Origin of the sequence: Nostoc favosum CHAB5714 (genome assembly GCF_020829495.1) — a bacterium.
Classification (GTDB): domain Bacteria; phylum Cyanobacteriota; class Cyanobacteriia; order Cyanobacteriales; family Nostocaceae; genus Nostoc; species Nostoc favosum.
Map to the genome: position 1 here is coordinate 1 of NZ_JAIVFQ010000039.1, position 13442 is coordinate 13442.

General features: G+C 41.2%; 13 protein-coding genes and 1 pseudogene. 4 read left to right on the forward strand and 10 right to left on the reverse strand.

Going from position 1 to position 13442, the window contains the following annotated elements:
* The 3 genes from LC586_RS22235 to LC586_RS22245 form a co-directional block, all read right to left on the reverse strand.
* Positions 1 to 868: IS4/Tn5 family transposase DNA-binding protein (locus LC586_RS22235; protein ID WP_267921712.1), on the reverse strand; the 868-nt coding region annotated here is incomplete at its 3' end.
* Positions 869 to 1040: 172 nt separating this feature from the next.
* Positions 1041 to 1340 (reverse strand): hypothetical protein, encoded by a 300-nt coding sequence (locus LC586_RS22240; protein ID WP_229486858.1) that lies wholly within the window; start codon positions 1338 to 1340, stop codon positions 1041 to 1043.
* A 136-nt stretch (positions 1341 to 1476) separates the two neighbouring features.
* Positions 1477 to 1704 carry a hypothetical protein gene (locus tag LC586_RS22245; RefSeq protein ID WP_185592847.1) on the reverse strand — a complete coding sequence of 76 codons (228 nt, stop codon included), beginning with the start codon at positions 1702 to 1704 and terminating at the stop codon, positions 1477 to 1479.
* 591 nt (positions 1705 to 2295) lie between these two features.
* On the opposite strand from LC586_RS22245, the gene LC586_RS22250 reads away from it, so the two are divergent.
* The 3 genes from LC586_RS22250 (at position 2296) to LC586_RS22265 (ending at position 3486) form a co-directional block, all read left to right on the forward strand.
* Positions 2296 to 2559: a hypothetical protein gene (locus LC586_RS22250; RefSeq protein WP_229486859.1), complete on the forward strand. Its 264-nt coding sequence runs from the start codon at positions 2296 to 2298 to the stop codon at positions 2557 to 2559.
* Between the two features lie 195 nt (positions 2560 to 2754).
* The gene (locus LC586_RS22260; protein ID WP_229486860.1) at positions 2755 to 2946 is read left to right on the forward strand and encodes a hypothetical protein; all 192 of its coding nucleotides are present in this window, start codon (positions 2755 to 2757) and stop codon (positions 2944 to 2946) included.
* Positions 2947 to 3252: 306 nt separating this feature from the next.
* Entirely contained in the window at positions 3253 to 3486 is a 234-nt protein-coding gene (locus tag LC586_RS22265; RefSeq protein WP_100904243.1) for a hypothetical protein, read from the forward strand.
* A 69-nt stretch (positions 3487 to 3555) separates the two neighbouring features.
* Here LC586_RS22265 and LC586_RS22270 read toward each other — a convergent pair whose 3' ends face one another.
* The 3 genes and pseudogenes from LC586_RS22270 to LC586_RS22280 form a co-directional block, all read right to left on the reverse strand.
* Positions 3556 to 4251, reverse strand: a complete 696-nt coding sequence (locus tag LC586_RS22270; RefSeq protein ID WP_229486861.1) for an MPN domain-containing protein — start codon at positions 4249 to 4251, stop codon at positions 3556 to 3558.
* A gap of 1737 nt (positions 4252 to 5988) precedes the next feature.
* A pseudogene (locus LC586_RS22275) lies at positions 5989 to 6548 on the reverse strand (tyrosine-type recombinase/integrase).
* 81 nt (positions 6549 to 6629) lie between these two features.
* On the reverse strand, positions 6630 to 8189 hold the full coding sequence (locus LC586_RS22280; protein WP_229486862.1) for a hypothetical protein: 1560 nt from the start codon (positions 8187 to 8189) through the stop codon (positions 6630 to 6632).
* A gap of 9 nt (positions 8190 to 8198) precedes the next feature.
* On the opposite strand from LC586_RS22280, the gene LC586_RS41390 reads away from it, so the two are divergent.
* Positions 8199 to 8348 (forward strand): hypothetical protein, encoded by a 150-nt coding sequence (locus LC586_RS41390; protein ID WP_229486863.1) that lies wholly within the window; start codon positions 8199 to 8201, stop codon positions 8346 to 8348.
* 89 nt (positions 8349 to 8437) lie between these two features.
* Here the strand turns inward: LC586_RS41390 and LC586_RS22290 are convergent, their stop codons facing one another.
* The 4 genes from LC586_RS22290 to LC586_RS22305 all read right to left on the reverse strand — a co-directional run bounded on the left by LC586_RS22290 (position 8438) and on the right by LC586_RS22305 (position 13046).
* Positions 8438 to 8683, reverse strand: a complete 246-nt coding sequence (locus tag LC586_RS22290; protein WP_229486864.1) for a hypothetical protein — start codon at positions 8681 to 8683, stop codon at positions 8438 to 8440.
* A gap of 213 nt (positions 8684 to 8896) precedes the next feature.
* Positions 8897 to 10339 carry a hypothetical protein gene (locus tag LC586_RS22295; protein WP_229486865.1) on the reverse strand — a complete coding sequence of 481 codons (1443 nt, stop codon included), beginning with the start codon at positions 10337 to 10339 and terminating at the stop codon, positions 8897 to 8899.
* 877 nt (positions 10340 to 11216) lie between these two features.
* Positions 11217 to 11522 carry a fertility inhibition FinO-like protein gene (locus tag LC586_RS22300; protein WP_229486866.1) on the reverse strand — a complete coding sequence of 102 codons (306 nt, stop codon included), beginning with the start codon at positions 11520 to 11522 and terminating at the stop codon, positions 11217 to 11219.
* A gap of 12 nt (positions 11523 to 11534) precedes the next feature.
* Entirely contained in the window at positions 11535 to 13046 is a 1512-nt protein-coding gene (locus tag LC586_RS22305; protein ID WP_229486867.1) for a helix-turn-helix domain-containing protein, read from the reverse strand.
* Positions 13047 to 13442: the final 396 nt, after the last annotated feature.

Sequence of the window (13442 nt, forward strand, 5' to 3'; positions counted from 1 at the left end):
GAGAAGGAGGATTTATTGATACTGGACAATACCTGATTTCTAAAGTCGCAGTTCTTTCTTTTCGCTTTTTAGTTTCAGGTAATTTAACCTCTTTGATAAACTGCACTTCCAGGGATGTTACATACTCCCATAAATAAGAGTTTTCTCCCGATAAACAACGATTTTGAGCGGCTCTGACAACTACACCTGTATTTTTATTTTTACGTTGAAGTGCGAATACTTCTGCAATATCTCCTTCACGGTCAAAGACATGAATCACTCTTGTGAGTAGTCCACCATCAGGCATTTCTAAACCCTTAAATAATTTGTTTACTTTCTGAAAAGCTTCAACCCATCGATAAGATTCTTTCTCTTTAAAAGCTCTATTTTTGGCAATTAAACGTTCTTTCTTTAATCGCTTTTTTTTTGCCGTAGATGTTTCCCCTGGTGGTGGAGATACCTTGTGCTGTCGATGCCACAATTTCTCCCATAATAGTCCTAGTGGCTGACCAAAATCTGGGTCTAGTGCTAAAGAAGTATGTAAAATTAGTCCGTTCCCACCATTACCTGTAGGCCCATAATCATCTCTTTTTTCTAAGATTTTTTTGTAATCAAGATAAGTTGTATCACCTACAGCTAATACTATTGGTATGCCATAAATTTCTAGAGAAGTCTGTTTAAAAGATGGTTGGGTCAATTTCTCAAAAGTTGTTTTGGGGTTAGAAAAGAATTCGTAACCACGTTTTAGGTCACTAGCGCTTTGAAATATTTGTGATAAAGGCTCACCATATTTTACTTTTAAAACCTCCGCAATCAAAACTGCTCTGTTGGTCAGACGTTTGTCACCAAAATCACAATTGCGGTACGGGTTTGCTTCTAATATTTTCATTTGCACCCCAAAATACTACACTACAAGCACCTTATATTAGAGGACGCAAATCATCTTAAGTTCAAAGGATTGGTTCGCGACGACGTATCGCGAACCAATCCCCTTTTCCACATCCCGTGAAAAGTCAGATTTTCAGATAGAGTCTAAATCCCATTTGAAATCTTTCCTATTTTTAATTTTTTCGGGTTTTCGATGCTCTTTGTCGAAACTCGCTTTCTATATCAGCTAAAGTATGCTCTCTAGCTAGAGAGCGAATCTCTTGAAGTACTGCGATGTGGCACTCGTATAGCTTGGCGTAACCATCTAATCCACCTGTCTTTTCATTGGTGAATTTCTTGAATTCCGGCAAGTACTTACGAGCTATATTCAAATAGGCTTGTAGTTGCCTTGCAGATACTTTTGGTGTCAGCAAGGACGCAACTTCTAATCTTGTTAGTTCTTCATGCTGGCAGGACAACCCCCTTGTTTCCATTAGTGCTTAGAACTTCTTGGAACTTCTAACTACATATAAAAATACCCGCTTTTTTGGGGTTGGTAATTGGCATTTGCAATAATACAGAAAATTCTTTGTGCGACCATTTACTGGGGAGTTATTTTAGAAAAAATCTTTACCCAGTAAGCATTTCAGAGATTAGATATCTTTTTCCTGGAACTTTCCCTTGATTTGTCCACTTTTCATCTAACAGGGCGCAAAGTTGATAGACAACAAAGTGCGGGTTCCGTTTCGCTTTTCCTTCTAGACTCCAACTACGAACTGTAAAGTCTGCGTATCCCAAAAGACGTGAAAGTTCCGGGTAGGTTAATTTCCATTTTTTCTTAAATTCTATTGGGTGCATAGCACTTATTCAGATATTTGCATGATGGCCTATTCTATATTTGTAGCATAATTAGTTCGTCTTTTATTAATGTGCCGTCTGGAAAATATGAGATATTTTGTCATCTTTTTTTACCTTAATCTTTGGGCATCAGACCATTAGCTACTACTAGCCAAAACGCACTTATCTATAATAAAAATATGTACTCAGATATATTAATTTTTACAAATCGTTTCAATTATAAAAACAAAGTTAATTAGAATGATGCTCCCCAGGCGATTGGCTAATATGGCAGGGGAGCATCAATGACTTGTCGCTGATTTGTCTTTGCATTTATTTGAAATACATCAACTACAAACAACTCTAATCCACTCGGAGCATCAATACTCGCACTATATTGTTCGAGAAATGCTCTTCTTCCCAAAACTGCCAAACTTCTACCATCTTTCTATTATTCAGAACGATATCAATATTCCATATCTGCCAATGGCAAAGAAATCGACAAAGGTACGGAAACAATCCGTACTTCCGCCTCTTGATTTTTCACTTTTATTTGTTATATATTACTAAATTTGCTTTGATTGTCTAGCTCTTGTATGACACCCAAACTTCATGAATAGCCCCTTTCCTTTATCACCTCCCCAAAAAGCAATCGAGTCATTATTAGCATTGCGAGATTACTACGCGCCTCTTGCAGAAGAGTACGAAAAATTATATACCTTAGCCAAAGCAAATCTCACTCATGTAGAAGCTCTATTATCTAACTGGCCTTTGACTGAGGAGGTGGATAATGATAATGAAGAATTCACCTCTGAAAAAGGAAAAAACTTCTTCTTATTCTTTTTAACTTTTTACACTCTTTTTGACTCGCGCTAAGAAACTGGCGATTGTCATTGGTTCCAAGAAAGCTATTTCCCTTACTGTGCGTTTTACTGATGACGGGCATCGATACACGAGGTTATGTTCTAGGTTAGCTTCAAGCACCAGGGCGACCGTCAGCCCCAATCTGAAAACGGATCTTCACTGGGAGCTGACGTATAGCACAAGTTAGCCTTGCGCCACCACACCACTATGACTACTACTAAAATTTACTCACTTATCTGCATCAACAACTCTATTTTGGTCGTATTTTACACTCAAGCGCATTGCTGGCAGTTTCGGATCATTAATGACGATGGTGCAGTGTTTGGCGAACAAAAGCTTTACTATACGCCTCTTGCGGCTCTTACTGCTGGGCGTGATTGGATATGCTTTGGTGGATGAAGAGGCGATCGCTATGTTCACCAATCCACCTCTGCCTGAGCAGTAGTTGAAAGAATATGAAGATGTAATTGTACTAAAATTTATTCCCCAAACCTTTTGCTCAGGTTGGGGTTTTTTGTTCGCTTGTTATATATTTGCATCTGTGGGAATCACCAAGAGTGCTTAGTTAGATGAATCATTGTGTTAATAATTGCAAACAAAGCGCAGATCAACTCACTGTCCAACTTACGAACAGCGATCACCTGGGCGTGAGCGCTTGAGCCATCGCATCCAAAGACTACTGCTTAACTTACACTTTTAAAATCTATGGCTATTCCAGCAACACAGTTAAAGATCGGGCAATCGGTGAAGTATCTAATCGGCACTCGAAGCGGTATGAGTGCGGCAATAACCGATATCAGCAAATCATCTCTTAGTCTCAAAAATACTCATATTGTTACTTTGACCTTTGATGATGATTCACTACCAAATCACTTAAAAACACAACAACTAACTGTTTATGACGAATTGCTTGAAGGTTGTGAAATAATCACATTTTAAAAAATGAAAATTGGTAACAGCAACAGTAGAGCGCACATCCGCTGCCACAAGTTGAAATTAATCAAAATACTAACTTGCTGGCTGATATAATCCCGTATTTTCGTTTAATTCCCACCCAATACCGGATCTATCTTTGCCCTTACACCATGCTACAAAAAGCGGTGGGGGGAGTTTAATTCGCTCCTTGCGTACACTTTCTTCACTGACGCCAAGTCTCTTGGCTAAACCTTCTTCAGTTAACGGTTGCATTCTAGGAGTATGCGCTTTGAAGGATGAATTATTGTAGTACGATTTCTGTCCTCGCTTTTGTTGGTTGTTGAGATAGTCTTGAATTTTAATGATCGCCTCAGCCAACTGTGTCATTCGGGCACACATCCCCTCCACTTTTTGTTCTAAATTGGCGAGATTATCAATTGCTGTGGTTTGGTTGCTATTAGATTCATTTAAAAACTCTGACTCGAGCTTATCAAGTCGTGAGCAAATAGCTCTTATCGTTTCATTATTTGGACTACTGTGACTTTTATTACTCACAATTAAGTACTTCTCTACACTTGCCTTAATCTTTGAGTCTAAGCGTTCGTCTAAATCGTTACCACCTATTGCATCAAGCTTATCTTGGGAATCGCCTAAGTAGAGATCGATAAATTCGAGCAGCGTCGCTGTTGCTGTTGTGCCTTTTGAGTTGCAACAGGCGATAAACTGCTCCCACTTCCTTTGGTCACAGTTGAAAGATGCCAGCTTTTTTTTACGCCCTGTATTGCTCATGTTCACGTGTCATCTAGGTAAACTGGGACTGGCCACGCTTATTAAATCGTGTAATTCATCATGATGAATTACCTTGATAGTATCATCGCCAAATGTGTCAGCGCATTCTTCAAGCGATGGTTTTTGTAAAGAGATGCTACTGCCAACGGCTACCATTGGCGATCAAAAATTATCTCAGGCTTAAACACTTGCAGGATTGCTTTATCTAATTTTTGCTCATCGAAACAGTGCTGAGTACCTAGTTAGATTGCTGAGTAAGAAAGCAATAATTGCATCCAGTACAGTAAGTCTGTACCCCTACGGGGATCTTGCTACGCATAGCGTCTCTAAAAGTTGCCCCTGCTTTTAAGCCCTGGTGTCCATTAAAGAATTAGTTGTCAGTTTTAAATAATTAGTGTCCAAACGCTCGATTTTTTAGCTCTGTGCAATTTAAATGATGGTCTAGCTCTGTAAATCCAGTTTTTTAAAATTAATGTCCCTTTCACTTACAACAAAGGCCCTCATTATCCACTCAAGCTTTTCCAGTAAAATCGCGATCTGGCTTCCCGAGCGAGTTTCTGACACTATACTTTGGGTTAGGCTGATACTAAGCCTAAGCGATCGCTGCGCCACGAGATAACCGCAATAGTCAATACCTTATTCGGATTTCCCAAAAAAAAGGCATTTAATCATTTAATTCTTGAGGAGTCAGTTTTAAGAGAAAAGGCATTTACTTGTTTAAAACCATTCAAAGAATATACGAGTTGCTAAAAGACCGAAATCTCCGTATTAATAAGCTTTATAGCCTCTTACACAGCAAGACATTAATTACTTAAAATTGACAAATAATTCTTTAATAGACAACATCATAAACTAACTCGCAATCACCTAAAGTTCCTTCGCCCATCAGGGAGCATCTTGGCTTCAGGCACTTACAAGTAATAAAATGCCCAGCCGTATCAAGGATATTTTGGCTACACAACTATATTTCTGGCGCTTTCGCCCTTCTCCCAAAGGGAGACGCACTCGCGTTCGGGGCGAAAGCTAGGCTCATAGCATTTTATTATTTGGATCTCCCTCACCCTGAAAATTGATTCAGGACAAGTTCGGAATCAATCGGAGAAAAGTTTGAGTTTTTGGTACGCAAGTTTTACCCGTCCGTTTTTTGAAGAATTTTTTATAGAGGAATTAAACCACTCTCAAAAAATAAACTTAAAATGACTCTATAGTTTTATGGCGTGATAGCGATTAGATAGCGGGCTATTCCGATAAGCTTGATTTGGCATGAAAGCAACAGATGCAGGAAAGAATTTTGTACAAGTTTCTTAAAATAAGCACCTTTGCCCGTTTTCTTTGACCCCAACCTACACCTGTAATATTTGTGTAGTTAACTGTTAGGAGTATGCTCTTTAACCTGTTGCATTACTTCTTAACTATAAAGTCATTTTTAGTTTATTTTTTTTATCGATTTTTAGGTTTTTCTTTTAAAGGTGTATTTTTAGGGGGAACCACAAAAAAAGATACCAGCCGTGTTCTTAATTGCTTGTTGTGTGGCGTGGATCTCGATCATACTTTTGTATCTTTCTTTATGAGCGGGTAAGTGCCTTACCACCCAAATCGGGAAAATTGGCTTGCATGAAGATGAAGCGATCGCCTCGCTCCTGTGCTACTTGGGACGTTTATCAAGCGTGCCAAGTAGCAAAGCGTGCCAAGTAGCAAAGCGTGCCAATGTTAGAAGTTAAAAAAACTTGCTGAAGGTTATCTCCTTCGGGGAGTATAGGAAATATCTAATTTTTCCACAGCCCTACGTTTAGGCTCCTCTCCTCGGCGGTCATACTTGGAAGTTGTCGCAGGCGTTGCATGTCCGGCTAATTTCTGGACAGTGACAATATCAGTGCCACAGTCTAGCAGGTCTGAGCAGAATGTCCGGCGAAAGTCATGGGGAGAAAATGACTCAACCCCAGCTTCAGTAGCCCGTTTTCGCACAATCAGCAGTACCGCTTGAGAAGTCATGCGTCGCAGCTGTACTTCTCCGCCTTTGCGAATCGGACACAACAGCGCTCCAGCTTTGCGACCCCGAAGCAACAGCCAATCTTCTACCAGCGTATGGCCGCAGTGTGCTGATAGCGTAGCGCTGCCCAGTCGAGAGTATAAGCATCACACTCCCCATTGGTGAGTAAAGAAGCGATTTTGTTTAATGCCTCTTCCATTGTCCGCTTAGAACCTAGCGACAGCACAGACAGGTACACCGCAGCCGGGTGAATTGTCAAAGATGGGGGATTGGTCAGAACTAATGATGTAACTGACTGGCGGGGCATTTGCTTATCAGAACTGTCCTTCTCATAAGTAATTTTCCCACCAATGGCGACACCGCGATCGCCTTGCTCCCAATTAATCCCTCACCCCTCCATTGGCAACACCTCTTCATTCAGCAAGGCATAAAATTCCGGGACTTGAGATTCCACAAGTCGCAGCTCATTTGCCGCGATCGCCTCAAGTTCCAGTACCGTCTCCCAGCGCAAATCACTCTGCCATCGCTTGAGAATGCCTTTGATTGCGTCCACTCCACGAGAAATACCAGAGCGAAGTATTTCTACGCAGTGGAGTAGCGTAATTCGATCGGTCGGAGGCGGTTCGGGAGCAGGGGAGCAGGAGGGCAGGGGGGCAGGGGGGAAAGAAATTATACAAAAACTCTCCTCAACTCCTCTGCTCCTCTGCTCCTCTGCCCCTCTGCTCTCATCGGTAGTATCCTCCCCTTGGCAATGGGAGTTCCCTATAGCATCAGGGGGGGGGACGGATACGGGCTGCTGATTAGGGTTTACACTATACACAGCAGGGGTTTGGGGGGCATAATAGGTTCGATTTTCTTTTTGATTACGCTTTTCTACGCGATGAGCAATTACATGCATTGCAAATTCTAATTCCTCTTTAGATAAAGAGAAAAGTTTCACCTGTTGACCCCGTTTACCCTGCTTACGGAAAGTCAGTTTTAGCCCCAGCTGCTCTAGCATTATGGCCAGCAACCAAATAGGTTTACAGTCACCCGGAATAGTAAACCCAAGAATTGCTTTGACCTGAGCTGCACAATGTATAGCGATCTCCCTCATCTTGAGTAAGGTGGAATCGTCGGCGGTAAATTCCTCACCCCTCACTAGGCGCTTAAGAATCTGATGCAGTCCCAGGTTAAATCTAGCCAGCCAGCGTGCGGAATAATTGCCCCAGTCGATGCACAAAGGTAGATTGTCGCGCTCGGTGCGGTCTTTTTGGGTGACAATTGTTGGTGGGGTAGGATAAGTTTGCCCAGTTTTGGGGTCAGTAAACGATTCTTCGGGTGGGGCTAAAATGGCCTCAAGTCCAGCGATCGCTCTAATTAAGCGGCCACCTTTATCCATTTCTACGAGTGATTCGGTTACTTCGATGCCGTAAGAATCAGAAATGCGGAACTTTTCACATTCAAAAATTTCATTAGGGTCAAGGTAATCTTTGCTCTGACGGGCGCGGTACTCACTCAAAGAAATATTCTTAGCCTTGGCAACAGCCGAATTGTGGGCACTATCCAAAGCTTGTGCTGCTGCTTTTAGACTTTCAAGAGATTGAGGATCTGAATCATTTCCCACATATATAAATGTATTGCCCATTTCTGTGAGGAGCGATCGCAAGTCATCGCGCAGATTATTGAGAGAATAGTGGCGGTTAGCCATAATTTGACAATAGGCATCTAAGGCCCAATCTTTCTCCGCTCCCCGCTTACCCGTTTCTCTGTCAATTCGCAACAGAAAAGCGGTCATTTCATTGGTTTGGAGCAAGCGCTCTTTAATCTTGGATGCGTTTGTATCCTTGTAACCAAAGGGAGGACGCGGGGCCACCCAAATATGAAACGGGACTTTTGGACGATAACGGTACAGTTGCTGGGCACACTCAGTAGCTGTCTGGCTTACGCCGTGAAAGACACCGAACACTAAATCAAAATGATACTCAGAAATATCGACACCAGTCCCCAGGCTAGGGGAAGTGAACAAGGCATCAAAGTTTTTGACGGCGTTGGTGATATCTTTGATGAAAGCGACATTCTCATCACTGCCAGAATTATCGGAATGAACCGACCAAATGCGCCATGAAGCCCTACGGGCTGGGTAAGGGGTAAGGGGTAAGGGGGAAAGGGTGGAGGAATCTGTTAATTCTTCCTTTTCCCCTTCCCCTTTCCCCTTTAAAGAGCCAAGTTCACTTGGCGAACTACTAGATTCTTCGTATTTGATAGTAAAGGATTTGTCGAGTTTTTTGATAAAACGCTTACCGCACTACCAACTGTCATCTCATGGTATTCGGCAAGCGTGAGATTGTTTGGGTATTCAATTGGGTGTTCCCTCTGCTCAACTGATACCTTGCAATCTGGTTTAGGCTCAAAGAACTCTTTGTTGCCACCGTTAAGTGCAATATAAGTTGTTGTATTCACTTTTCTCCTAAATTTTTCCATGACTTTGTGAGCGACTTGCAGCACCTATGCCGCAGTCAACTCGCTTCGCTCCAATTCAAAATTCAAAATTTAAAATTCAAAATGATAACCACATAAATAAATTTAGGGGCTTGCATTCTTATTAAAGAATTCAAAATTATTTCTTTAATTTTGAATTTTGCATTTTGAATTTTGAATTTCATTAAATGGTCATCAAGTATCCGCATTATCAGTTATCACTGTTAACTGTTCACTGTTTTTTTGGGCTTGTGTGATTAAATCAGTCTCCTGGGTGGTAAGTTCAGCCCAGTAGTCAGGTTTTATCACCTCGTATTTTTCAGCCACAGCCCAAAATTCCTGCCATGTAAACTCAATACGTGCAAGTACTTGCCTAATTTCCCTAATAGCCTGGGGTAATAGTTGTAATTGCTCCGTCCTTGTTGCGACGGCTGACTGTGTGGGACTAGTACCCAAAATTATCGCCGCAGCTTCCAGCGCTTGGGTATTGTTCATGGCAACGCTTAGGTTTTTCAATGCCATACCCATGAGGCGCAGACATTCAGTCGCATTTTCTTTAGGCGGTTCAACAGCAAGACTTCGCAAATCAATTGTTTTCTCCAGAGCAAGTTTAACTTGTTTGTTCAAAGCTTTGGTCGCTTGCTGGGTCATGGTATTTCCCCACTGTTGCGAAGGACGTTGCTCTACAGCGTTTTCCAAATCCTGAATGCGCTCTTTTAGCTGCTGGTTTTCAGTCTCCAACTGCCGTAGCGATTCCATCTCGTCTAAGCGCTGCTGCAACTGGATGTTTTGTTCCTTTTGCTGCTTGTACAGGTTTTGCAGAGATTGGATTTGCTCACTGACTTGGGCTTCGGCTCTAGCCTTAACCTCTGCTTGTAGTCCAATCCTCAATTCCTGAGAGAGTCGCTCTAACTCTTGCTTATGTTGCTCTTTAAGTGCGGCAATCGCTTCGGAGTACTCTGGTGGATAAGTTCGCTGATTCGATTGGGACACAATTGCGCCATCCAAATCAGCATTGTTTACCAGCAGCCTTTCACCATCAGCGAAAGTCACAATCTGCTGCGAATTATTCGGTGCGTCTGCACAAATCACTCCCGATTGCCCATATCTGGGATGTTCTGGTGATGAAATTGTGATGACATTTTTGGGAACCAATGGTTCCTGATTTTTGGGAACCAATGGTTCCTGATGGAATTGCTTTCTTTCTCTTGGCATTGGAGCAACAATATTAGCCGCATCTGCGAAATCTGATTCGCTAGGCTCTGGGTTTGATTCAAGAGCCAGTCTGATCGCAGCAATAAGTTTTTCAGGTTCTTTGACTAACCTCAAAAGAGGACGGGCTTGGCGCTCATTTTTAATCTGTGACCCTAACTCCCCTGCTGCAACAATAACTTTTGATGCCCCTAATAGTTGATTTATACGCCGATAGCCGCCATATACATGCAATTCGCCTTGGCAATATTGTTCAAAGTTTTTGTACCCAGCGATTCTGTACATCCGCTCATGATGCATGAGGCGAATCTGTTCTACTGCTTGCAACTCAAATTGGTCTATGGTAGCGAAGGTGTCTTTGATACTGCTGTTAAGATCATCGTAGTGAAGTGCTGATTTGGTTTCTTCTCTATCTAGTGTCAGCATATTTCTCTCCTGCCATGAAGTTGGGTGCAGGGGGTAGGGTGTAGGGTGTAGGGGATACAACATTGAACGCGGCTTGAAACCCAGACCTTTGCAATCGTCCTAAAAAACGGGGCAAGTGACAATCGGGTTGTAGGGGCTATCTCTTCTCCTACACCCCACACCCTACACCCTAAACCCCGCCCCGACGGGGCTTGGTCATTATCACAAAGAGAGGGGTTTAAAAAAAATTTTGATGTCACCTTAGCCTGGACACCAAAGTGTATTGGGCATAAGTCATTTTTCACGATATTTTTCCCTGATAACTTGGTTGACAAGCTTTGCTAGGGGGTTACATCAGTTATCAGTCAACAGTTGACAGTTATCAAGGACTGTAAATTCCAACTGATAACTGGTAAATTCCAACTGATAACTGTTATTCGCGCTGCTACTGCTTTTTGCTACGAAATTCGGGATATTTCTTAATCAAACTTAACTTTACCTAAAATTCATGAATTTCGACAGGCAAAACACACCCCAAGGAATGGACTTTCCAAGCGGCAGATCCTATAATGGATATTGCAGCGCGGATTATACTCTCGGACAAATTTAGTAGTCGTCTCCGTTGCCAAACTTCAACGGCCACTTATTTTGTTCCTTCGAGATCAACCCCGCTCTGAGGTTATATGGAATTTAAGACCCGCACAAAGCGCTACTCCTTAGTGGCGCTTTGTACGTTAAATTCTGGTACTGTTGTATCTTCATCTCCATACCTCCTTTCAATTAGCTTGATTTTACATAACTTGTGGTCTTTCCGTATCTAATGAGATTCTGATTTTGTTTGATTCCTCCATATTTACCAGTGTTTGTTCCAGCTTACCCTGATTGGGTAATCACTTTTTCAAGAAGCAGTACCTAACGCAGAGGTCGTTTCTGCTTTGGGCTTGCACTTAAAAACTTGTATGTTGGGTGACTCTAACACGAACCCAAGCTCATTTGACTGACCAAGTTTGTCAGCACTCGCTGCTACCGACTGCGGGTAATTACTGGTTACATCGGTCAGTTTATTGTAAATCTTTGGTTGAACTGTGATTATTGTGATGCGTCCGCCACATTCTAGATGAAACTGCTGCCAAGCATTCTCTACGTCCTTAAGCTGTGGCAGCTCGTTGATTTTAATTGTGATTTCTAGTTTGCCTGCAATCATAGTTACCTCTTTTTAAGATGCAATCGCTAATGTTGGTAAAGTATCAGATGTATGGACTAGCCCCATCGGATCTGTCGTAATATACTTTTTAATCATTGGTTGTAGAGTGAAACTAATTTCTTTTGTAACTGGGTCTTTGCTGCTTTCAATTAATGACTGTCTTTCCAGTTGTTCTAATGCTTTAATCACCTCTGAAGTAGATACAGGGGTTTCCTGGCTTTGACTTGTATCACTTAATAGTTGTTCAAAACTAACGGGTTTTAAATTTAAAGTTATTTTCTCTGTCAAATAAATCATGATCTGCCTCTGAGTTTCACTCAATATTTCGCCAAACATTTCGTCAAGCATTGCTTGAAACTCGCTGCTAACAAATGTAGTATACTTCCTAAAAAATTTTTCCGTACTGCTAGCGAAGTAGTGGTGAATTTTGTCTACTAATGTCTCTAATTCCAAAGGATTGCCACGATATGTATGAATTAATTTTTGACACTTCTCTTTATCGGTTAGTCCATTCGCAAATAAAAGCTGCATTGCTGCTTCTGAATCTAAACCTTCAATTCTAAGATATTGAATTGGACGTTTAGCCTTCATTAAAGTACCAAACTCTTCAGGGAAAATTCGATTAGTTAGAAGCAGACAGCTTTGGTGTTGCTCCTCTAATAATCGACGAAAGAGTACTTTGTACTCTAGCCTCTGCTCCAATCTATTTCTATGGAACAATGCATCACTCTCATCCAATACCAGCAAACAATTACGTGATTGCAATTGCTTCACCAAAACCGAAATCATTGCTTGCGTATATTCAGGTAAATTTGAGGATGGCTCTAGGGGATCAATTAGCTCAATCAAATCAGCTACTAAGTCTTGAACTCGTGGTGCATGAGTAACTGATTTCCAAATTAAACAATCAAATCTAGATTGAGATTCTGTACTAAGTTCTGCTAATAGTTTTGCCGCTAATGCCGTTTTTCCAATTCCTGCCACCCCTACTAATGATATACAGCGCTGCTCTACTATTAATTCTTTTAAATGAGCCAGTTCCTGTATACGTCCATAAAAAGTAGATACATTAGGCGGTTGACCCTTAATGCTCTGCATAAAACCAGTGTCAAGAGGGACTTGCCCTCGATTTGAAGTAGACTGAGCAGGATACTTTTTAGCTACTTGCTCCAAAAAATACCGAAGCTTCCTTTTTCCCACTCGTTGCCCATCTCCAATTATTTCGGAGAGCAAATCCCACAACTGAGGAGCTAAACGTCGTTGCAAGTAATTAACGCTGTAAGGTGAGTTTTCTGCTATCTCTACAAACTCACGACTATTCCAAGCTCCTTTCATGACAATGATTTCAGCTTCAGATAGATGTCTACCCAGTTTGGCAAACACTAAATCATTCACTGCTATCAAAGCTTCTTCAAAAGTCATTGTTTCTGAAAACCTTTGTTTTGGAGGTTCTTCTACTGTTGTGACGATGGATGAAAAAGAAGGGACTGAAACTTTTAGTTGCCGTAAGCTACCAAAATCCATGATTATACTTGTCCTGTTGAGATAGTGAAGTCCCGTAAGGGAAGTTCCATAGATTCAAGTTAATTTAGATAGTATCTTGGATTACACTCAATATTACTAGATTTTTTCATTTTTCATTGTCTAATTTGAAATAAGTATCAATACAAATTTCTAATGATGTTACTTGTAGCTGAATGACGGCAAAATGACGATTCGTTTGTTGAAGTAACATTATTTTTGTAAGTAAATTTAATGAAATAAGTAATTTAATATACTAATATTTTGCAATTTATTACTGATAGCTTATTTTTTTTACTTGCTAGCAGTAATTAAATAACAAGGACTAGATTAGTGATAGATATGTAGAATAAGGCTTGGTATAAGTTCGCAGCGTTATTAATTTACTTAGATACCTAC